This window comes from Niallia sp. 03133, from assembly GCF_052663225.1.
The window spans coordinates 293,676-317,131 of sequence record NZ_JBQTCY010000001.1 but is presented as its reverse complement, the minus strand read 5'-3'; the positions used below and the strand labels follow the sequence as shown (position 1 = coordinate 317,131).

At 35.0% G+C, this 23,456-nt stretch carries 18 protein-coding genes, 1 pseudogene and 1 other annotated feature; of the genes and pseudogenes, 4 read left to right on the top strand and 15 right to left on the bottom strand.

The genetic code is table 11. The annotated features are described in order from the left end of the window. Positions 1-511 precede the first annotated feature (511 nt). Positions 512-1,879 carry an amino acid permease gene (locus ACTYBU_RS01585; protein ID WP_445486702.1) on the top strand — a complete coding sequence of 456 codons (1,368 nt, stop codon included), beginning with the start codon at positions 512-514 and terminating at the stop codon, positions 1,877-1,879. Positions 1,880-2,141: 262 nt separating this feature from the next. Here the strand turns inward: ACTYBU_RS01585 and pepF are convergent, their stop codons facing one another. From pepF to alsR, 8 genes are all read right to left on the bottom strand, one after another. Next, complete coding sequence (gene pepF, locus ACTYBU_RS01580) at positions 2,142-3,959, bottom strand: oligoendopeptidase F (RefSeq protein WP_445486701.1); 1,818 nt, start codon at positions 3,957-3,959, stop codon at positions 2,142-2,144. A 280-nt stretch (positions 3,960-4,239) separates the two neighbouring features. Next, positions 4,240-5,445, bottom strand: a complete 1,206-nt coding sequence (locus ACTYBU_RS01575; RefSeq protein ID WP_445486700.1) for a competence protein CoiA — start codon at positions 5,443-5,445, stop codon at positions 4,240-4,242. A 131-nt stretch (positions 5,446-5,576) separates the two neighbouring features. Next, the gene (gene cls / locus ACTYBU_RS01570) at positions 5,577-7,094 is read right to left on the bottom strand and encodes a cardiolipin synthase (protein WP_445486699.1); all 1,518 of its coding nucleotides are present in this window, start codon (positions 7,092-7,094) and stop codon (positions 5,577-5,579) included. 198 nt (positions 7,095-7,292) lie between these two features. Next, a complete protein-coding gene (mecA, locus tag ACTYBU_RS01565; protein WP_445486698.1) occupies positions 7,293-7,952 on the bottom strand; it encodes an adaptor protein MecA in 660 nt (219 codons plus the stop codon). Positions 7,953-8,702: 750 nt separating this feature from the next. Further along, positions 8,703-9,098, bottom strand: coding sequence for a transcriptional regulator SpxA (gene spxA, locus ACTYBU_RS01560; protein ID WP_248560495.1), 396 nt, complete (start codon positions 9,096-9,098; stop codon positions 8,703-8,705). Positions 9,099-9,602: 504 nt separating this feature from the next. Then, positions 9,603-10,178, bottom strand: coding sequence for a GNAT family N-acetyltransferase (locus ACTYBU_RS01555; RefSeq protein WP_445486697.1), 576 nt, complete (start codon positions 10,176-10,178; stop codon positions 9,603-9,605). Positions 10,179-10,279: 101 nt separating this feature from the next. After that, positions 10,280-11,485 carry a putative glycoside hydrolase gene (locus ACTYBU_RS01550; protein WP_445486696.1) on the bottom strand — a complete coding sequence of 402 codons (1,206 nt, stop codon included), beginning with the start codon at positions 11,483-11,485 and terminating at the stop codon, positions 10,280-10,282. 240 nt (positions 11,486-11,725) lie between these two features. Further along, entirely contained in the window at positions 11,726-12,613 is an 888-nt protein-coding gene (gene alsR, locus ACTYBU_RS01545) for an acetoin biosynthesis transcriptional regulator AlsR (protein WP_445486695.1), read from the bottom strand. A gap of 157 nt (positions 12,614-12,770) precedes the next feature. Here alsR and alsS point away from each other — a divergent pair, with 157 nt between their 5' ends. Further along, positions 12,771-14,480 carry an acetolactate synthase AlsS gene (alsS, locus tag ACTYBU_RS01540; RefSeq protein WP_445486694.1) on the top strand — a complete coding sequence of 570 codons (1,710 nt, stop codon included), beginning with the start codon at positions 12,771-12,773 and terminating at the stop codon, positions 14,478-14,480. Between the two features lie 411 nt (positions 14,481-14,891). Further along, the gene (gene budA, locus ACTYBU_RS01535; RefSeq protein WP_445486693.1) at positions 14,892-15,659 is read left to right on the top strand and encodes an acetolactate decarboxylase; all 768 of its coding nucleotides are present in this window, start codon (positions 14,892-14,894) and stop codon (positions 15,657-15,659) included. 376 nt (positions 15,660-16,035) lie between these two features. Here budA and ACTYBU_RS01530 read toward each other — a convergent pair whose 3' ends face one another. Together ACTYBU_RS01530 and ACTYBU_RS01525 are read right to left on the bottom strand one after the other, a co-directional pair. Further along, positions 16,036-16,296, bottom strand: a complete 261-nt coding sequence (locus tag ACTYBU_RS01530) for an HPr family phosphocarrier protein (RefSeq protein ID WP_445486692.1) — start codon at positions 16,294-16,296, stop codon at positions 16,036-16,038. Position 16,297: 1 nt separating this feature from the next. Beyond that, entirely contained in the window at positions 16,298-16,537 is a 240-nt protein-coding gene (locus ACTYBU_RS01525; RefSeq protein ID WP_445486869.1) for a KDGP aldolase, read from the bottom strand. Here ACTYBU_RS01525 and ACTYBU_RS01520 point away from each other — a divergent pair. Further along, positions 16,532-16,881, top strand: a pseudogene (locus tag ACTYBU_RS01520) (hypothetical protein). The gene ACTYBU_RS01525 and the pseudogene ACTYBU_RS01520 overlap by 6 nt on opposite strands. A 78-nt stretch (positions 16,882-16,959) precedes the next feature. On the opposite strand, the gene ACTYBU_RS01515 reads toward ACTYBU_RS01520, so the two are convergent. The 5 genes from ACTYBU_RS01515 to ACTYBU_RS01495 form a co-directional block, all read right to left on the bottom strand. Next, the gene (locus tag ACTYBU_RS01515) at positions 16,960-17,895 is read right to left on the bottom strand and encodes an ABC transporter ATP-binding protein (RefSeq protein ID WP_445486691.1); all 936 of its coding nucleotides are present in this window, start codon (positions 17,893-17,895) and stop codon (positions 16,960-16,962) included. Then, entirely contained in the window at positions 17,888-18,964 is a 1,077-nt protein-coding gene (locus tag ACTYBU_RS01510; RefSeq protein ID WP_445486690.1) for an ABC transporter ATP-binding protein, read from the bottom strand. The genes ACTYBU_RS01515 and ACTYBU_RS01510 overlap by 8 nt, the downstream gene beginning before the upstream one ends. 12 nt (positions 18,965-18,976) lie before the next feature. Continuing rightward, entirely contained in the window at positions 18,977-19,912 is a 936-nt protein-coding gene (locus ACTYBU_RS01505; protein WP_445486689.1) for an ABC transporter permease, read from the bottom strand. Positions 19,913-19,914: 2 nt separating this feature from the next. After that, positions 19,915-20,850: an ABC transporter permease gene (locus ACTYBU_RS01500; RefSeq protein ID WP_445486688.1), complete on the bottom strand. Its 936-nt coding sequence runs from the start codon at positions 20,848-20,850 to the stop codon at positions 19,915-19,917. Between the two features lie 110 nt (positions 20,851-20,960). Beyond that, complete coding sequence (locus ACTYBU_RS01495) at positions 20,961-22,580, bottom strand: peptide ABC transporter substrate-binding protein (protein WP_445486687.1); 1,620 nt, start codon at positions 22,578-22,580, stop codon at positions 20,961-20,963. 557 nt (positions 22,581-23,137) lie between these two features. Beyond that, positions 23,138-23,358 (top strand) — a binding site (T-box leader). Positions 23,359-23,456 lie beyond the last annotated feature (98 nt).

Below are 23,456 nucleotides of genomic sequence, written 5' to 3'. Positions count from 1 at the left end.
TCCCCTTTGCTTTTTTTATCTTTTTTCCTATTTATAGCTTTTTTAAATAGCAGAAAAAAATTTAAAGGCTTTTAGCAGCAGCTGCTGCAATAGCCTTTATTTTTATCCACAATTAAAGCATTTGTGTTTATTTTTAATGGATTTGTATTCTTTGGATTATTTTATTATTATTAGTTAGGTAAATTAGGAAACCAGTTAGAGTTCAATAAAGTAAACTTCCATCAGTGGGGGTTCTCATCCCCCACTGATGGAAAGCTTGCGGTCCACAGGATGTGGATCACACAAACGTTGCCACAGGAAGTAGCGACCTTAGTTTGTGAACCTCCCCCGGACCTTTATGGGCAGTAGTTATCCCCAACCTACCTTCCTCGATTTCTCAGCATCTTGAGGAGAGGTCTTACTGCCCGTTAAGAGTGGGATAAAGATTAGCTTTAGTTAGGCTTATCTTTTTCTAAAGATGAATGCTTATTCCCTATAGCTGCTATTTTTGTATTATTAAGGAGTAGAAAAAATGACAAACAAACAACTAAACAGAGGCCTTGAAGCAAGGCATATTCAGATGATTGCTTTAGGTGGAACAATTGGTGTTGGCTTATTTCTCGGTTCAGCCAAGACTATTCAATGGACAGGTCCTTCTGTCATGATCGCTTATGCAATTGCAGGAGTTTTTATCTTTTTTATTATGCGTGCAATGGGAGAAATGCTATATTTAGAGCCGAGTACAGGTTCTTTTGCAACATTTGGCCATAAATACATCCATCCATTAGCAGGTTATTTAACTGCATGGAGCAACTGGTTTCAATGGGTTATTGTTGGGATGGCAGAAATCATCGCTGTCGGTGAATATATGCAGTACTGGTATCCTGATTTACCTGCCTGGATACCAGGTATTATCGCAATGCTTATTCTTGGTGCAGCTAATCTCGTTTCCGTTAAATCATTTGGAGAATTTGAATTTTGGTTCGCTATGATAAAAATTATTACCATCATCTTAATGATTATCGCTGGCATTGGACTAATTTTCTTTGGCTTTGGAAATTCAGGCAGCGCAATTGGATTATCAAATCTATGGAGCAACGGCGGATTTTTTACAGGTGGATGGTCCGGCTTTTTCTTTGCTTTATCATTAGTAATTGGAGCTTATCAAGGGGTCGAACTAATTGGCATTACAGCAGGTGAAGCAAAAAACCCGCAAGACACGATAAAAAATGCCATTCAAAGTATTATTTGGCGTATATTAATTTTTTATATTGGCGCGATTTTTGTCATTGTAACTGTCTATCCTTGGAATGAGCTCCATTCAATTGGCAGTCCATTTGTTGCTACCTTCGCAAAAGTTGGTATTACCGCTGCTGCTGGCATCATTAATTTTGTTGTTATTACAGCTGCCATGTCTGGCTGCAACAGTGGAATTTACAGTGCTGGAAGAATGCTTTATACGTTAGCTATGAACGGACAAGCCCCTAAATTTTTTGCAAAAATCTCCCCAAATGGTGTTCCGTTATTTAGCACATTGGGCGTACTTCTTGGTCTTGGTATTGGAGTCGTTTTAAGTTTTATTGCACCAAAGAATTTATTTGTCTATGTTTACAGCGCCAGCGTACTTCCAGGAATGATTCCATGGTTTGTCATTTTAATTAGTCAAATTCGATTTAGACAAGCAAAGGGAGCAGCCATGGACAAACATCCGTTTAAAATGCCATTTGCACCAGTGACAAACTATGCAACCATTGTTTTTTTAATCATAGTATTAATCGGTATGTGGTTTAATGATGATACACGAATTTCATTAATTGCAGGGATTATCTTCCTCGGATTGATTACCTTTAGTTTTTTTGTGTTCGGATTAGGAAAACAGACAACGGCTAATAAGAGCTAAGAGCAATATTGGTTCTATTTTCTTATAAAGCCAAGTAATCAACATAAGGTTTATAAAGAAAAAATACCTTACAAGCAGACTTTACGGTCCGTTCTGTAAGGTATTTTTCTCTTTATCCCACTCTTAACGGGCAGTAAGCCCCCTCAAGATGCTGAAGAATCGAAGAAGCTAGGTGGGGGATAACTCCCGTAAAGATCCGATAGGTTCAACTAACCATCAGTGGAGGATGAAGAACCCCCCCCCACTGATGGAAAGGTTCACTTTATGACAGCAGGCTTTCCATTTCATTTAGCTTCTCTTCAAATACTTTACAAGCATTAATAATTGGTGTTTTGCTTGTCATATCAACACCAGCTTTTTTTAATACTTCGATTGGATAATCGGAGCTTCCTGCTTTTAAGAAGTCTATATATCGATCAACAGCTGGCTTTCCTTCTTCTAAAATCTGTTTGCTTAATGCTGTTGCAGCACTAAACCCAGTCGCATACTGATACACGTAATAATTATAATAGAAATGAGGAATTCTTGACCATTCAAGTCCTATCTCTTTATCAATTGTAATATCTTCTTCGCCAAAGTACTTTTGATTTAATTTATAATATTCTTGTGTAAACAAATCAGCAGTTAGTGCCTCATTGTTTTGTGCTTTTACATGAATCAAATGTTCAAATTCTGCAAACATCGTTTGACGGAAAACAGTCGCTCTGAAACCTTCCAAATAATGGTTTAGCAAATACAGACGTTTTTGTTCATCCGTAATTGTTTTTAATAAATAATCATTTAATAATGCTTCATTGCATGTGGAAGCAACTTCGGCTACAAAGATAGAATAGCTGCCATATGGGTAAGGCTGTGTTTTTCTTGTATAATAACTGTGAACGGAATGTCCAAATTCATGTGCTAATGTAAAAAGATTGTTTACATTATCTTGCCAGTTCATTAAAATATATGGATTAGTCCCGTAGGCGCCTGAAGAGTAGGCTCCACTTCGTTTTCCTTTATTCTCATGAACATCCACCCATCTATTTTCGAAACCTTCTTTTAAAATAGATGCATATTCTTCTCCGAGAGGTGCAAGCCCATTTATAACTAAATCTTTTGCTTCTTCATAGCTTATTTCCATTTTTACGTCTTTTACAAGGGGTGTATAAAGATCATACATATGAAGCTCTTCAACCCCAAGCACTTTTTTGCGAAGTTTGATATATCGGTGCAATAATGGCAAATACTCATGAATTGTCTCTACTAGATTTTCGTATACCTGCTCTGGAATATTATTACCAGCAAGTGCTGCATGCCGTGCAGAATCATACTTGCGGATTTTCGCATTAAACGTATGATTTTTTACATTTCCTGTTAAGGTAGATGCAAAGGTATTTTTAAATTTTCCATATGTATCATACACCGCTTGAAACGCATCATGTCGTACACGCTGGTCCCCGCTTTCTAAAAAACGAGAATATCTTCCATGGGTCACTTCCACTTCTTCTCCATTTTCATCCTTTATGCTTGGAAATTCTAAATCAGCATTATTTAACATCCCAAATGTATTGCTTGATGCATTTAAAACTTCTGATGCTTGTGCAAGCAATGCTTCTTGATCTGCCGAAAGAACATGAGGGCGCTGCAGATTAATTTCTTCTAACGCCTTTTGATATAATTTCAACTCTTTCTTTTCCTCCAAAAAGCTTTTGATGGTTTTTTCATCAATAGAAAGAATTTCTGGAACAATATATGCTAATGCACTTGCAGTATGTGCATAAAGATTCTTAATTCGGCTGTCAAATCCTTGATATAAACTATTGGTAGTATCTTGGTCATATCGCATATGTGCATACGTATACAATTTCTCTAATCGACTAAGTAATGTATCTTGAAAAGAAAGAGCTTTGTACAATGTTTCTGCACCTTCTGATAACTTCCCTTGATATTCCACTGCCTGTTCAGAAAGTATTTTTACTTCCTTATATTCTGATTCCCACTCTGCATCTGCAGGAAATATATCTTCCAGCCTCCAAGTATCTTCTACAGAAACCTCGCTTCGTTGCGGCAGTTTTTTTACAGTTGCTTCACTTGCCATATAAATCCCCCGATTCTTTATTAAAAGTAAGATAGAATAAAGTTTTAAGATTAGATGAGTGTCTGGCTTCGACGTACTAGTGCCGGCGTTTCCACAGGACGTGGCGAAGTTAGCACATCCAGTGGACCTCAGCTTTTTCCTTAGATACGCAAGGGCCCATCAGCTTTTCTTTTGCAAAGCGAATATTTTCTCATTCATCCATAATTCTATTATATGTTTAATTATTCCTGCTTATTTACAAACTTTTTTACTTAATTAGCATTTGTACTGCTTCTTCTTTCTATTCTATAAAAGAAAACAATTTGTTTATAATAAAGGCATGCTCTCGATAAAATTGATCTTCTAACTGAAACTGCTTTTCATAATTTACTGCTAGTTTCACTTCCTTTTTTAATGTGTAAAACAATGGCTTTACTTCAATTAGTATATTGGCAGTAGAAAGAAAATGGATATAATCATATACAGCCTGCTTCCATGATATTGCAGCACACATAGGAAGTTCTCTGATTCTAATTTCCCCTCTTATAATTCTTTTTTGAAATTGTTCTGTTATTTTATGGATAGAGAAGATTTTTTTATTATTTTCTCCCATAAAATGATCTAAAATGATATATGCTTGCCAGAATAAAGGATTTGTTTCAATATGAATCATTGATTGAAGAGGTACCCCAATATATGGAGGCAAAAAATGAGGATGCAGTCTGTTCTGATACAGTTCCTTTAAAAAAAGCTCATTGCTTTTAGTCTGATAATGAATATGATGGATTTTCTGTTTTCTTATTTCTTTTTTCCATTGTTGAAAAGGGTTAGTGGGAGCTGGCAATGTCCAAGAAAAAGGGGAAAGCATGGAATGAATGGATAGTGTATGGGAAGTGGCAAAAACTTGATTGATTGTTATGGGAAATAATGAATGATAGAAATGGAATGTTTTGCTTATAGGACAGTATGAAGGTAAAATATATTGGTTTTTAAAGGTTGTAATAAATTGATAGATAAAAGCAGATATTCGCCATTTATTTCGATTGATGCTTTTAACATTTTTCTCTCCTATAATCCATATTGCATGCAAATGATGTTTTCTGTATCCATTTGTTCTTTTTGCTATTAATTCAGGTGATATTAGAGCGCATTGATATTCGATCACATAATATTTATCCTGATAATTAAATCCAATGTCTCCCCGCTGTTTTATAGCAGAAAAATATGGTTCTAAAACAGGTTTTAGCCCTAAGTTTTCCAGCCAGCTGTAAAGCTGAAGCTTTCCTTGTAAATGATATTCAGATTCCGCCTCTCTATTTGCTGAACAAATCGACATTCTCTCATGGGCAAAATGGGTTATTTTTTTTTCTCCAACCTTTAATATTACTCTTTCCATACATTCTGGACAAAAAAATGAAAAATCAGATCGAAGCTTTCTCAAATAATGTTTGTCTTTTATTTCATATAAATGAATAAAGTTTCCATTCTCATTTACGGCAGTAAACACGAATATACGCTCCTTTCAATTGGAATTATTTCTATAGAGAGTATATTCGCTTTTCCTGTCTGCTTTCCTTCTTTTCTATCACAATTTCATTGTACCTATACAACACAATCTATAATTTGTTCTGAAGGATCTTATAATAACGGTGACAATAATCTTGAAGTAGATTCAAGAATTCGAAAACCTACATGTCTTTTACTAAAGATTGCTAATTCTAATTCTTTTGAATGATCGATATCTTTTATAAATTCATTTTCCAGCTGCTTTGTGCTTTTTGTTTTATATAAAAATGCGCTTACTTCAAAGTTAAGATGAAAGCTTCTCATATCCATATTGCATGTTCCAATCGAAGCTATTTCTCCATCAACAATAACGATTTTACTATGCATAAAACCCTTTTCATATTCGTATATCTTAACGCCGGCTTCTAACAATTCAGGAAAATAAGAACGTGATGCATGAAACACAATCCTTTTATCCGGTTTATTCGGAACAAGCAATCGGACATCCAGCCCACTTAACGCAGCAATTTTTATAGCAGAAAAAATATCTTCATCTGGTATAAAATAAGGAGTGGCTATCCAAATTGATTTTGTTGCAGATGTCATCATGCTAAAAAATATATTTTTGATAACGCTCCATTCATTATCAGGGCCACCTGCAATTAATTGAACTCCACCATGTGTATTTTTTTCTGAAATAGGTGATAAATATTCGTCCGTTAAAAAACTACTGTTTGTCATATAAAACCAATCTTGAAGAAAAATCAACTGCAGGGAGCGAACTGCGCCTCCTTTTACCATTAGGTGGGTATCTCTCCAAAATCCAACTGATTTTTTTCTTCCTAAATATTCATCTCCAATATTTAAACCGCCTACAAAACCAATATTGCCATCAATTACAATTATTTTTCTATGATTTCGGAAATTAAATTTGCTGTTTAAAACCGGCATTTTCACTGGACTAAATGCGATCATCTCCACACCGGCATGTTTGAGCTTGTTAATATATTTTTTCGATAATTGCCAGGAGCCTACGCCATCATAAAGAAATCTGATTTTTACTCCTTCTTCTGCTTTCCTTATTAATACCGATTTTATTTCTTCTCCAATCTTATCGTGTCGTACAATATAATATTCTAAGTGTATATGGTGCTTCGCTTTTTTTAATGCTTTTAATATCGCAGAGAAAGTTTGATCCCCATTTGTAAGCACACTTGATGAGGTTCCAAAAGAAATAGGCGTATTCCCTAATTTTTCAGCTAAACGAAAAAGATTTCTTTGATGCACTTCTAACTTTTCAATCTTTTCTTCTGTTCCTATTCGTATTTCCTTCTCAATTCTCAGATATGTTTCTTTATCCAAGAAATATTTTTTACGGTACATTCTCTCTTTCCGATAATTTCTTCCGAACAGCAGATAAAATATAAAACCTACTATCGGAAAACTTCCTAACACAATTAACCAAGTAAGTGTTTGGGTTGGATGCCTATTTTCAAAAAAGATGACAAATCCTATAAAAATAACAGACAAGCTAATTAATAAACTTAACTGTCCATATACTCCCCCTTTTATCGTAATAAAAAAGTTTGAGATATAAACAAAAAGTCCTGCAATTGCTAAGAAAATGCTTAACCTTGCTGTATGATTCATTTAAACACCTGCCCATTGCTTCTCTGTAAATGAAGAAAGCTTATAACAAACTCCAATCATTATGTATCCGTTTACCTAAAAAACACTCCTATTTCAGGTGATGAAGGAGGCTCCTACAATTAAACATAGATCTCCTATTATCCTTAATATAAGTAAAATTAGTTAAAAAATACCGATTTCTAATGAAATCGGCATTTTCTAATGAAAATACTTTCTTAACTCAGTAAACACTTCTTTTTCGATGATCGTATTTCCATATTCATCTAAAACATGCACCGTTTGTGGTGTTTCGTGACCATATTCTAATAAGATGCTTAATGTATTATCCATTTCTTCTTCATCAATCTTTTCGTCTAAAAAATGTACATATAAATAATATTGATTTTTATAGCTGTACAGCTTTGTATCCATACCATCTATTCCCTTCAATTTAGAAAGGGAGATAAGATCTTCAAAATCTCTAAATGCAATAATAAATTCTAATGTATCCTCTAAGTCATCTTCACTGTCTTTTACAGTAAAATGCTCATCCATTAATTCTTCAAACCGCTCATCCACTTGCAATTCTTTAAGCTTTTCTTCAGGAATTGAAATCTCAAACTTTTGCCCGTCCTTGGATAATTGTGCTCTTGTAACCAAAATTTCCAGACCTTTATCCAATGCTTGAACTTGAATCCATAAGGGACCATCTAATATAAAGTCTTCTTCTTGATGTACTTCATCCATCATTTCCCAAAAAAGCTCTTCGCTTCTTTCCCTATTATACCAGATCTCCTCACGCTTAAAGCCGCGTTCTTCTATATCAATATACGAAATATAAAACTTAACTGTATGATCATTAATACGTTCAATTTCCATTCTGTAACACTCCCTTCAGGCTATGATGGAAGGGACTAATACCCCCATACAGATACTCGTCTTATTCTTTACCCTTATTCTTAACGTTTAATACATCTATCATTTGTATAATTTGTACCTTGTACTTATATATTCTATGACAAAAGCGAGTGAAATGGAATTAAAATATACTGAGAATTTAAAAAACCAATATATGCCTATTCAAACATTTATCACAATTATATTTATTCATACATAACGTATTCACTGCTTTTTATAATTATTAGTATTACCTTGATAAAAAATTTCAATCAGCAAAAAAATCTTCTATAAAACAACCAAATTCTCTTCTATCTTATTATATATAAGTACGCTAAGAATGGTTAATCTGTATTTTAACATTAACCTATTTGCATCTCAAATTTCTAAGCCTATTTATACATCTTTTTATGATAGTACAATAAATATATAAGGCTATTTTCTTATTGATTGTTGCTTTTAAACTCACGGACTGAATACACTTCGCTTTCCGTGGGCGAGCGTCGAGCCTCCTCGTCGCATACGCTCCTGTGGGGTCTCGACTTTCTCGCATTCCCACAGGAGTCTACGTGTATTCAGTCTGCAATGTACTTCTTCTCCCATTTTGTTACGTAAAAAACAAGAAACTTTGAAAAAACAGCCATATATAATGAAGAGGTCTGACATTCCTATACCCAATATATAATTAGGTATAAAAAACTGTCAGACCTCTTCATAAGTGATCAAACTATATTAATTTACTAAACGCTGTGCTTCACGCAATTGGAATGTACGTACTTTTCTTGGTAAGAAACGACGAATCTCATCCTCGTTATAGCCAACTTGAAGTCTTTTTTCATCAATTATAATTGGGCGGCGCAGTAGCCCTGGGTTATCTTTAATCAGCCCAAATAGATCTTGTAAAGGCATAGTTTCTAAGTTCACATTCAATTTTTGAAATGTTTTGCTTCTAGTGGAAATAATCTCATCCGTACCGTCTTCTGTCATTCGAAGAATTTCTTTGATTTCTTCAATCGAAAGAGGTTCAGAAAATATATTTCTTTCTTTGTAAGCTATATCATGTTCTTCCAACCATGCTTTTGCTTTTCTACAGGATGTACAACTTGGTGAAGTGTATAATGTGACCATTTTACAAATTCACACTCCCTTTATTTAGACATGTATTTACTTTAACCACTTCATAACTACTTGAGTAAACCAAATTCTTAAATTGTAATTAATGTAATCAAGTAATTTATATTAATTATTATACACTAAATATCGTTAATTGGATATATGTTTTTGAAAATATCATTTGTTGTTTAATAAAATTTTGTGTGATCTATACATCATTTTTCTTCTTTGAGCATATAAGGATAATTTTTGTTGTTTTTTCCTCCTTTTTTTAGATTCCTTCCAATTTTGTTTAGGAATTCTATTATTTTTTTCTTGATAATATTATAGACGATTGAAAAGGAAAAAGGTTTCAATTTTTTCTTAATTCCTAAAGCAATATTCTTTACTATTTTGGTTATAAACTTTATTTACCCCGTTCTGGCATTTTTAAACCACTTTTAAATTCTCAATTACGTCAAATTTATTGAAAATATGATACAAACATACATACTATTTTTCCTATTGTGACAAAAAAGGTCAAATTTCATCAAAAATATCCTTTATTTCCTTCTGCTCATTTACACGAACTACTTTTTCCACTGGTTCATAGGATTGTCCATAAAACTGTTTATCATTATATGTATGTATTTTTTCATACGTTTTAACAAGTGCATGATAAACAATGTCTTCCCCTTCACTATTTGGCGCCCAATATAAAATCTCCATTTTGTTTACTTCATTCGTTGCCAGTGATTTTCTTTTATAGCCAATGGTTTTTGCATGCTTAAACCCTTCTCTTTGATAAAACTTTAATCTTTTTTGTGTATCCGTATCTTTATAGTTAACAGGCTCCACTTCCAATAGAATCGGCTTGTCTTTATTTTTTAGTTTTTCGATTAATTGACGGCCAATCCCTTTTCCCCTTGCTTCAGAAGAAACATATAAATAATCAATAAAAATAAAGTCATCTAATTCTACGTACATTAAAACATGATAATATCCTTCGTCTTTATGATAGATGTCAGGAAAATCCTTTAACAATGCTTCCATATGCTCTTGCGATTTCATTTCTTCTAAAGGAAAATATTCATTTAATTTATCATACCAATACATATTGTTTTCCCCCTTACTATTATTATTCAGGCTGTCGATAAACGCTCAATTCCTCCGTTTTCCCCCTTAATTTTTCCAAAAGATTAAAAATTCACTGCTAATTAAGGAGTGTAATCAACATTTTTTGTATAGTTACTTCCTGCGTTCCATAATAGGAACTCTTTAACACCATTATCTTCCAAGGCTTTAATTTGATCCTCTATTTGTTTCTTTTCATAATGCTGAAAATTTCCTTTCCCTAGCCAGGAAGCCGTAAAATCTTGAAGCCAAGGTCTTGAAATGGTTGGATTTTTCACATTTTGCAACTTGCTTTTTTCTACTTTTATATATTCAGCTACAAGCTGATATGGCTGTAGGTCTGGTCTATTTATACCAAAGTATGCACTCCAATGGCTAGGATAAATCATAGAAGATATTACATCTACATTTTCACTTATTTCGGAAAAATTCTGGCCAATTCCCGGTGCTTCCTTCAATGTTGCCGTATAACCAAATATATCAACAGAAACTTTAACACCATAGGGTTTTAATTTTTCTTTCGCATACTTTACAAAATCGGAAACAGCCTTTACTCGCTTCTCCCCTTCGTTTATGTTTAATTTATCGTAATCTCCTTTCGAATAGCTTAATTTTTCCTCTTTTGTCTCAAATCCTTCAGGAAAACGAACATAGTCAAATTGGATTTCCTGAAAACCCAGCTTTGCTGCTTCTATTGCAATACTTACATTATAATCCCATACTTCTTTTTGAAATGGATTCATAAATGCTTCTTTTCTTCCATTTTTCCAAATTTCCTTTCCATCCATAAACGACCATTGAGGCTTTTTTGTTGCCAACAGGGTATCTTTAAAAACGACAATTCTTGCAATAGGATAGATATTTTCCTTTTCCATTTGTTTTAAAAGAGCAGGCATGCTGGAAATATAGGGTTTGCTTATAGCATAAATAGGGGAATCCTGTGAGGTTTTATAAGTAAGATTTCCATAATCATCTTTAACGTCAATTACCATTGCATTCAAGTCCGTTGCATTGATCAAACGAACTAAAGTATTCCATTTTTCACTTCCAGCAGCATGTCCATTTACATAAATACCTCTAACTGCATCTGGGTATATAAAAGTGAGAGTAGAATTTTTTAATCTTGGAATAATAGTTGGGATATTTTTCATGGCCATACTTATTTTTTTTTCTGGATGTAATGTAAAGCTCGATGCTTCTGTCACTTTTTCGGCTAGACTAGACTCAGGAATAATATAAGCGGCTGTTATTATTGCTAAAACCGTTAATAAATTTATTCTTCTCCACATAATAGTTCCTCCATTCCTCTTATTTCTTTTATCTTTTTTATTATTCACCATTCTTTTTTATCCCATTACACTTGCTTTTTTCCTTATATTGTAACAAAAATACTCCCTCGTGAAAGCGTTTGATTATTAAGGGGCAAAAACATTGTGATTCTTTGCTTCTATTTAATTATACTAGGCGTCATCAGCCTGACAGCATTATTTTAGACACTGTCCAAGCCGATTCCATACTTTCAATCTCCATCAATTGGAGGCCATTCGATGCAATACATGATGAACTAAGTGAAATAGGGCAGGATTTTGATTTTCTTTTTTATAGGAGATAATCCATTCTGCCATCAAGTCATCTTGATCAATTTTTTTGTAAACGACATCTAAGTTAAAAAGACGCTTAGCTGAATGAGGAACGACAGCAATGCCGATGCCCGCGGTAACTAATCCGATAACCATTTGATATTCAGTAGATTCCTGTACTATATTTGGGGAGAATCCATGATTTTCACATAACCGAATAAAATTAGTATATAATGTTGACCAAGCTTCCTTTGATAGAGAGATAATCGGCTCGTTTTTAATATCTTTTATCGAAATAGCGGGTTTATCCGCTAAAGGATGTTTTTTTGGGACAGCAAAAATACATCTGCTTTTTTTAATGCTTCGGCTAATCAGCTCTTTGCTCTCTACAGGAGGATGTAAAAATCCAATATCAATATCTCCATTTACTAGCGCTTTGACTTGGTCAGGTTTAGATAATTGACGCAATTCTATTTCAACAGATGGATAAATGCTTCTGAATTCGCTGATGGCAGGTGGTAGAATTTCATAAGAAGCAGTTCCAACAAAGCCAATCACAATTTTCCCTAGCTCTCCTCTTGCCGTGTGGCGTGCATGATCTATTGCTCTATCCAGCTGATTTAAAACAGAACGGACCTGGCTTAAAAACACATTTCCAGCTGTTGTTAATTCTACTGCACGATTGGATCGATGAAATAATGGGAAACCCAACTCTTCCTCTAGCTGCTTTATTTGCTGACTGAGCGGCGGCTGCGTCATATTCAGCCTAACTGCTGCTCTTCCGAAATGAAGCTCCTCCGCTACCGTAATAAAATATTGCAAATGTCTTAGCTCCATTTTGTATAACCACGTCCTTACTTCTCAATCATTCGTAAAACATATCATAACAGCATTAAATGGATATTGGAAAAAATAGAATGTGAAATGTATAGTAAATCATATCATGAAATTCAGCTTCCTATAAAGAATTTCTATATTAAAGGAGTGAGAGTCCATGAATATACAGGAAAAAGCTAGTCTTACGAAACGTGGGGCAGAGCTTATTGTTGATACATTAATTACCCAAGGCGTTACGCATGTTTTCGCGATTCCAGGTGCAAAAATTGACGCAGTTTTCGATGTACTTAAAGATAGAGGACCAGAATTAATATTGTGCAGACATGAACAAAATGCTGCCTTTATGGCAGCGGCTGTTGGTAGATTGACAGGAAAACCAGGTGTATGTCTTGTCACCTCCGGCCCAGGTGCTTCTAACCTTGCAACAGGACTGTTAACTGCAAATACAGAAGGTGATCCAGTTGTTGCGATTGCTGGAAATGTCATTAGAGCAGATCGATTAAAACGCACACATCAATCATTAGATAATGCGGCGTTATTTAAGCCAGTTACAAAATATAGTGTTGAAGTACAAGATGTTAATAATATACCCGAGGCACTAACTAATGCTTTCCGTGCTGCGAAATCAGGTCAGGCGGGAGCTGCATTTATCAGTTTTCCTCAGGATGTTGTGCTAGAAAAAACGGAGGTAAAAGCCTTAGCAGCGCTCCCTTCTCCTATACTTGGACCAGCACAGGATAGTAGCATTAGTTCAGCAATTTCTAAAATTCAAAACGCTCAACTTCCTATTGCCATAGTAGGAATGAAAGGAAGCAGACCAAAAGCTGTAAAATCCATCAGACGACTTCTCGAAACACTTGGCATTCCGTTTGTAGAAACCTATCAAGGAGCAGGTACGCTTTCAAGAGAACTTGAGCCGCAGTATTTTGGTCGCATCGGTTTATTCCATAATCAGCCTGGAGATTTATTAATAGAACAGGCAGATGTTGTTCTTTCAATTGGGTATGACCCAATTGAATATGATCCAAAATTCTGGAATGTAAATGAAAAACGAACTATTATTCATTTAGATGAAATGCAGGCAGATGCCGACCATTATTATCAGCCAGAACTGGAATTAATCGGAGATATTCCTTCTACAGTTGATCAAATAGAATCTCATAGTGCTCGTGTGTCTGTTGACCAAGATAAGAAAGAGACATTATCTGACCTTAAAGAACTTCTAAAAAAAATAGAAGAACCACCTGCAAAGCAGCTTCCAGACCGCTCTCATCCGTTAAATATTGTCAGCGAATTACGCAAGCTGGTTGACGATGATACAACGGTTACTTGTGATATTGGTTCCCATGGGATTTGGATGTCTCGCCATTTCCGTTCCTATGAACCTAACAAACTGCTAATCAGCAATGGCATGCAGACACTTGGTGTCGCTCTTCCTTGGGCAATTGCTGCTTCCATACTGAATTCAGGTAAAAAGGTTGTATCTGTATCGGGTGACGGCGGATTCCTATTTTCTGCTATGGAGCTTGAAACAGCTGTACGCATGAAAACAAATATAGTTCATTTAGTTTGGAATGACAGCACTTACGATATGGTTTCCTTTCAGCAGGTAATGAAATATAATCGCAGCTCTTGTGTAGAATTTGGTCAAGTCGACCTCATTAAATATGCAGAAAGCTTCGGGGCAACAGGCTTAAGAGTAAACTCTCCTGAAGAACTTTCCACAGTTCTTCAAAAAGGATTAGAACAAGAAGGACCTGTTATCATTGACATTCCAGTTGATTATAGCGACAACGTAGATTTAGCCAGTCAGAAATGGCCAAATTATTTTGAACAGAACATGAAAAAGAAAGCTCATTCAAAATAAAGCACATAAGCGCCGATATGGCCTTTATGTTTGCCTATTATGTTAACATAATAGGCCATAGGTGCTCTCTGCTTCTATAACAAATAGCTTTTCATCTAAGGTTAGCCACAAGAAAAGCGCAAGTGCCCTTGCTCATCGACAGAAAAAGCTGAGTTCCACAGGATGTGGATCACACAAACGAAGACATAAGGATGTGGCGTTCTTAATTTGTGTACCTTAAGTGAGATAAAGGAAACACGAAGAACGTAAGCGTCGATGTTGACTACGCAAGCGAGGCGAGGGAAGCGTTGAAGTCGATAGGGTGCTTGCGCTAGACACTTGTCAGACTTCAGAAAACTTATACTTTCTTATCTTTCAAAAAAACATGAAATGCTGCCTTAACCTTTAAACTTAAAATAGGAGTGATATTGCATGGGTGTGACTAAAACTTTACATGAAGAAAAGAAGCCAGATCACCTGAATAAATTACAAGAAATTTATCAAGTTTCTACTATGACAGCACTGCTCGATGGCGTTTATGATGGAGATTTCTCATTAAGTGAAATACCTGAGCATGGTGATTTCGGAATTGGTACATTTAATAAATTAGATGGAGAATTAATTGGATTTGACGGTTCGTTTTATCGACTCCGTTCAGACGGTACTGCTATACCTGTCAGCGATACGGATAAATCCCCGTTTTGTTCATTTGCTTTTTTCGATACAGAAATGGTACACCAAATCGATAATCCAATGACCATGAAAGAGCTCCACGAAGAACTTGATCGTATATTGCCAAGCAAGAATCTGTTCTATGCCATCAGAATGGACGGTGTCTTTAAAAAAGTTCAAACAAGAACAGTAGAATTGCAGGAAAAGCCATATGTACCAATGGTAGAAGCTGTGCAAACACAGCCTATCTTTGACTTCAAAGATATCCATGGAACCATTGCAGGATTTCGAACCCCACAATACGCTAATGGAATCGCAGTAGCAGGCTATCATCTTCACTTTATTGATGATGATAGAAACGTCGGCGGCCATGTATTTGATTACACTGTGGAAAAAGTAACCATCCGAATTTCTAAAAAACTGTATATGAATTTAAGACTTCCAGAAACAAAAGATTTCTTTGATGCTGACATTGATCGAGCTGAACTTGTCCACGACATTGAAGCTGCTGAAGGAAGTCCGGAATAATACGATATAAGGCCAAACCCTGCATTATTTACAGGTTTGGTCTTTTTTTATTTTGGCAATATGGAAGCAACAGTAATTTTTGTTGCCTTTTTTATTTGGATAAAGTGGATGTTTTTTCTCTCGGTTTTAGCCCAGATCATCCTTTTATCGAACTAAACTTTTTATGCTTTTCCCACCGGTTATGGTACTAATGCCCCTGTTTTCAGACAAAACCACAGCCTTTTCTCTCGACTTAGCATGTAGTATGCCCTGACAGTTCTGCTCTCAGAAAAAAAAGCGAAAGGCCTAGCCGAGGATTTACTTTTCCATATAATAAAAAAAGTTCAAACCTCGCTATGTGTGCAGGTTTGAACTTTTTTGTTTACCTATAATATTTTTAGTTCATTTTTTTCAGAATATCCATCATTCGATCAAAATCTTTTGCTTCTTCCTCGCCATCAACTTGAATAGTAACTTCCTCATATTGGCGAACTCCTAATTTCATCAAAGCAATCATACTTTTTGCATCAGCTTTTACATCTTTATAGATGATTTTTATATCGGAACTAAGTTTTGCTGCAGTGGAAACAATCTGGGTAATAGGCCTTGCATGCAGACCATTTGCTGTATTTATTTTCACTTTTTCTTGTAATGCCATATTACACCTCCAACTTATCCCAATTCATTTCCATTAATTTCTGGATTTTTTCCACTTCTGTTTTTCCTGTTTGTTTATCCACCAATGATGTATACAAATGCGGGATAACTGTTTCTGAGCCATTCTGAAGACATGTTTTGACAATTCCATGGACATTTTCCATATCAATGCCACCTGTTGGTTCAAATACTTTAAGACCTGCTTTTACAGATGCCTTTACCATTTCCTCTAATTCATCCAGTGGAGGAAATTAGAAGTATTTATTAATAAAGCATATTCTATTACAAAAGAATATAATGATGTTCTTATATTATGCTACTCTGGTTTTGCCTTTGAATATTCGATTAAAAAATGGGAAACCATTTATGCACCGTATTACAAATGGTTTGAAGAACTTCTAAATAAAGCAATAGAAAAAAGGAAATATTAAAGGAAGTCAATATGCAATGGACTGCTAAAATACTTATCAACCTTGTAGAAAATGCTGCAGAACGCTTCTATATTGCACATGATCAAGTTATGACTGTGGAAGAATCAAAAGCACAATTATTTCAATTTCTAAAAAGATCTCTTTTACAAAGATAATAGATTGACGTTCTTTTCTATGGCAAAACCTATTTGAATTAAAAAAATAACGATCTCAATGGTAGAGATCGTTATTTTTTATTTGTTATATTGTAATTGATATTTTTTAAATTCGGTTTCTGAACAGAAAACAAAATGCCCAGATTTTACTTCGCGCATTTTCACTTCTTCTCCATCCTTATACTGATGAACAGATGGGTCATAAGCTGTTCTAGTCCGAGTTCGTTCCGTTTCTGGATCTGGAAGTGGAATAGCAGATAACAGGCTTTGTGTATATGGATGAATTGGTGAATTATACAACTCATCAGCAGGCGCTATTTCAACAAGCTTTCCGAAATACATTACTCCAATTCGGTCGCTTATATATTTTACCATGGATAAATCATGAGCAATAAATAAATAAGTCAGGCCTTTTTCCTTTTGCAGCTTTTTCATCAGGTTTACAACCTGTGCTTGAATCGAAACATCCAATGCTGAAATTGGTTCATCCGCAATAATAAAATCCGGATCTACAGCCAATGCTCTTGCAATTCCAATACGCTGTCTTTGTCCACCAGAAAACTCATGTGGATAACGGTTGGCATGCTCTTTATTTAGACCAACTGTATTGAGAAGTTCATAAACTTTTTCCATACGTTCTTTCTTTGATTTTACTAATCCATGAATATCAATGCCTTCTGCAATAATATCGGCAACAGTCATACGAGGATTTAAAGAAGCATATGGATCTTGGAAAATCATTTGCATTTTACGATTAAATTTCTTTAAATCAGTGGCAGATTTTTTCCCATGAACATTTTCCCCATTAAATATAACTTGTCCACCTGTTGCATCATATAGTCTAATAATTGTTCTTCCAGTTGTTGACTTGCCACATCCAGATTCACCAACTAACCCCAGTGTTTCACCTTTATATATATCAAATGTAACGTCATCAACGGCTTTTACTAAATTAGGTCTCCCTACATTAAAATACTGCTTTAAATTTTTAATTTCCAACAATTTTTCAGCCATGTATTTTATCCCCCTTCACTAATACTGGTTTTTGAAAATTAGAGGATAAAGGACGAATTCTTTCCTTAACAGATGCTGGCGGTTCAACTGCTGGAGCATCTGGATGCAGCAGCCATGACTTCACAAAATGTGTTTCAGACACTTGATAAAGAGGCGGTTCCTGCTCATAATCAATTGCCAATGCATTTGGATTTCTAGGTGCAAAAGCATCTCCTACTGGAGGATTTGTTAAATCAGGCGGCGTACCAGGTATCGCAGCTAATTCTGTTTCACCGTCGTTTTCCAAGCTTGGCATCGATGCAAGCAGCCCCCATGTATATGGATGTCTTGGATCATAAAATATTTCATCTACTGTACCCATTTCCACAATTTGACCAGCATACATAACAGCCACACGATCTGCTACATTCGCAACAACCCCTAGGTCATGGGTAATAAATATAATGCTTGTTTCCAGCTTTTTTTGCAATTCTTTCATTAAATCAAGAATTTGTGCTTGAATGGTAACATCCAGCGCTGTTGTCGGCTCATCTGCAATAAGCAAATGTGGTCTAGCTGCTAAAGCAATGGCAATCATGGCACGTTGTCTCATCCCGCCGGAAAATTCATGTGGATATTGATTGACACGTCTTTCTGGCATCGGAATGCCAACAAGTGTTAATAGCTCAACTGCTCTTGCTTTCGCTTTCTCTTTCGCCATTTTCTGATGCTTAATCAATACTTCCATTATTTGTGTCCCAATACGCATGGTTGGGTTTAAAGAAGTCATAGGATCCTGGAAAATCATACTCATGTCTTTTCCGCGGATTTTTTGCATTTCTTTTTCTGTTTTAGGAACAATATCATCCCCATTAAACAGAATCTGACCGCTTTTAATTTCACCAGGCGGCATCGGAATGAGCTTCATTAATGTTTGTGATGTAACACTTTTACCTGAACCAGATTCACCAACAATCGCTAGTGTTTCTCCTTTATATAGATCAAAGGAAACTCCGCGAACTGCTTGCACTTCTCCTCCATACGTATGGAATGAGACGTGTAAATCCTTAACTTCTAATAACTTTTCCATCTATCTCACTCCTTATTTACGTAGTCTTGGGTCTAATGCATCACGTATTCCGTCTCCAATAACGTTAAATGCAAAAATAGTTAAACAGATCAATATTGCCGGGAAGAATAATCTCCATGGATAATAAGTCATTGCTGCAATACCATCATTTGCCATTGTTCCCCAGCTTGCCAATGGAGGTGTCAGCCCTAATCCTAAATAGCTTAAAAATGCCTCTGTAAAAATAGCACTAGGAATCGTTAAGGTTAACGTTACTAATATTGGACCCATTGCATTTGGAATTAAATGCTTGCCCATGATTCTTGTTACGCTAGCCCCCAAAGTTCGAGAAGCTAAAATATATTCTTGATTTTTTAAAGAAAGAACTTGTCCACGTACAATTCTTGCCATATTAATCCAGCCTGTAATACTCATCGCAAGAATCATTGTTGCTAAGCTAGCGATAGATCCTTTCTGACTTCCTAACACGACCATTAGCAAAATAACAAGAAGCAGATAAGGAATCCCATATAAAACATCGGCAATACGCATCATATATTCATCCGTTTTACCGCCTCTATATCCAGCAATTCCACCCCATAAAACACCGATAATCAAATCGATCGCTGCAGCAGCAACACCGATGAATAAGGAAATTTTTGCTCCATACCAAACTCTTGCAAATACGTCGCGGCCAAGGTCATCTGTCCCGAAATAATGTTCTGCACTTGGCGGTTGGTTTGCAATATTTAAATCATTTGTACGGTAATCATACTTAGTTAAATATGGACCAATAATTGCCATAATAATAAGGAGAATTAATATCACTAATCCCGCAATTGCAAGCTTATTTTGTCTAAAACGCATAAAAACATCTTTCCAGAAAGAAAGACTTGGTTTTGAAATCTTTTCTGCTTCCACTTTACTGTTGCCAACAACTGTGAATTTATCTTTTGAAATCTGTTGCATGCTTACTCTCCTTTCTTCCCGCCAGCTAATTTAATGCGAGGATCAATTAATCCATACAAAATATCGACAAGAAGAACAGATGCTAATAGGATAATACTATAGAAAACTGTTACCCCCATAATAACTGTATAGTCACGGTTCCCGATACTTTTTACAAAGTGGGAGCCTAACCCTGGAATACCAAATATTTTTTCAATAACAAAGCTACCTGTCACAATCCCAGCAGATAATGGTCCCATATAAGAAACAACAGGAAGAATGGCATTTCGAATTGTATGTTTCACTGTGATAACAAACTGGCCTAATCCTTTTGCTTTTGCTGTTTTAATATAATCATTGCTTAATACTTCAAGCATGGAAGAACGTGTCAGCCTTGCAATAAAAGCAGTTGGTCCAGCAGCCAAGGCTACCGCAGGAAGAATGCTTTGTGCAAAAGTTCCCCATCTTGCTACAGGGAGCCAACCTAATTTTATGGCAAATACATATTGCAATAATGCCGCCATTATAAAAGAAGGAACCGATATACCAAATACAGCGATAATCATAGCCAAATAATCCTGCCACTTATTATGCTTTAATGCAGCGAAAATACCTAAAGTTACCCCAACTGCTAAAGCAATAAGGATTGCTTCTAAACCTAAAACAAGTGAAACTGGGAAACCTTCATTAATTAAATCATTAACCGTTTGACTTTTATATTTAAAAGATGGGCCGAAATCCCACTGTACTATTCGTAGTAAATATTCTCCATATTGAACATACCATGGATCATTTAATCCGTAGTGTTCATTTAAATTAGCTTCAATAGCTGCTGGTAACTGCTTTTCCGATGTAAAAGGATTACCTGGCGCCAACCTCATGAAGAAAAACGTTGCTGTTATGATTAGTAACAAAGAAAGCAGCATAAACAGCAGACGTCTTGTTAAATACTTTATCATGGTTTAACCTCCATTATTTTCTAATCAGCTCCAATTAGAAAGGAAGGTATATGAAGCTTTGCTTCATATACCTTTTCACTTTTAAAAAACGTATAAATTACTTCTTATTTTTACTTTGTGAAATAAGCCCATTTTAATTGAGCATCTCCAAGCCCTGATACTACTACATCCTTAAGTTTATCATTTTGAACCCAAGTATCTGTATAGAAGTAGATTGGTGCAATTGGAAGCTCGTCCATAAGAATTGCTTCAGCATCTTTCAACAATTTTTGACGTTTTGTTGCATCTGATTCTGTTTGAGAATCATTAAGAAGTTTTTTGAACTCTGGATTTTCCCAGTTTGTATCGTTGTTTCCGCCTTTTTTATCACGGTATAACTCTAGGAAGTTGATAGCATCGTTAAAGTCGCCTAACCAGCCCATACGTCCAATTTGGTAGTCTCCTGAATGTAGTTTATCAATATAAACTGCCCATTCTTCGTTGCCTAATTTAACGTTGATTCCTAATTCCCTTTTCCACATATCTTGAATTGCTTGAGCAATTTTAGCATGTGCTTCATCTGTATTGTAAGATAAAGTGATAGCAGGAAGTTCAGAAGCATCTTTAAGTTTAAGCTCTTCTAAGCCTTTTTTTAGAAATTCTTTTGCTTTTGCTACATCATTATCATTAAAGTAGCCTTTTTCATTATCAGGGAACATACTTGGAGGAACAGCTGCCATTGCTGGAATTTGTCCGCCTTGTGTAATTTTTTCTACAATAGATTTACGATCGATTGCATATGTTAATGCTTTGCGGATATTTACGTTATTTAACGGTTTTACTTCTGTGTTAAATTTGTACCAGTAAGTACCTGCAATTGCCTGTGTGTTCAAATTGCCTTTATCTTTTAATGCTTTCATAGAATCCGTTGGCAGTGAATCAAATGGTAGTCCAGTTCTATCAAGTTCTCCATTATCAAACATGCTTAATGTAGTATTTGGATCATTAATCATAGAAAATTCAACAGAATTAAGTTTTACAGTATCTTTATCCCAGTAATTATCGTTTTTCTCAAGAACGATTTTTTCTGAGTGAGACCAATCTGTCATTTTGAAGGGACCGTTTGATACATAATCGTCGCCAGCATCTTTATACCAGTTTGGATTAGCTTTTGCTACTTTATTATTAACAGGAAAATACGTATAGAATGCTGTTAATTGTGTGAAGTATGGTGTTGGGTTAGCTAAAGTAACCTCTAATGTTTTATCATCTATTGCTTTTACAGCTACATCATCAAGTTTGCCTTTGCCCATATTAGCAGCTTCAGCGCCTTTAACATAGTATAGTTGATAAGCATATTGAGATTCATTTTTAGGATCTAATGCCCATTTCCAAGCATACACGAAATCTTCTGCAGTTACAGGATCTCCGTTTGTCCATTTTGCATCACGAAGTTTAAATGTATATGTTTTTTGATCATCTGAAACTTGAATATCCTCAGCCATTGCTGGTTGAGCTTCTCCGTCTTTATCAATACGTGTTAAACCTTCAAAAGTTTGAAGCAGCACGTTACTTGATGCAGAATCATTTGCTAAACCTGGGTTTAAAGAAAATGGCTCTGTAGTTAGGTTCAGGTGTAAATCTTGAGATACTTTTTCTTTGTCACCATCGCTTTTTCCGCCGCTGCACGCTGCAAGAAAAGCGCTTAAAGCAAGTACTAAACTAAGAAGTACGAGCATCTTTTTCTTCATAGTATTACCCCCTATTCTTTTTCCACTAGTGGATCCTTGAAATTAGCTTCCCCATCCATAAAACAAGAATAATCATAGGCTTATTTCCCAAATAGTCAATCAATATTAAAAATTGATTCTAAATACTATACCAAGAAAACACATACCTAAATTATAATTATTAATCCTTACTAGATATCTATTAAATTAATATTATTTTATTATAGATATTAGTATTATGTATTAATAGATATTCTTTGTTTCAATAGTCTGAAATATTCCAAAACAATCCACTCGCATATATAATTATATATATAATGGATATATTTTGCAAGAATTTATGTAGAATTTTGTAGAATTAAAACTATTTAAAAATATTATAACTATAAACAGGCAATAATTTACAAAATAAGATAATTAATCCTTTGTTTTTTATCATAATGCAATGTTAAAATAGTATTATCTTAAAAAAATTCATCGATTATTCATATTTCCCTCTTGCTATTATTTTTTTCTCGCTTACTTGATTTTTTTTTTGAATTAGTTTAATTTTAAATTATAACTTTTATATTATTCGAATATCTGCATAGATAAAGAGTAGTACTTATATAGCATGGTTTATAGAGAGTTTGTGGCTGGTGAAAACAAACAACCTTATATAAGGAATGGACTTTTGAGCACTGAAATGGAAATGCTATTATGCAAGCAAATTATATTTCAGCGAATGCCTATCGTTAACAAGGCTAAAGTGGCTTTTTTAAGCAATTTAGGGTGGCACCGCGGACCATTCGTCCCTATGTAACAGTAGAGACGTATGGTCCTTTTTGCATTTAAGAAGGATAATAATTTGAAATTATGTGGTGAAAGAGACTTTGATGTACTGGATGAACAAATACC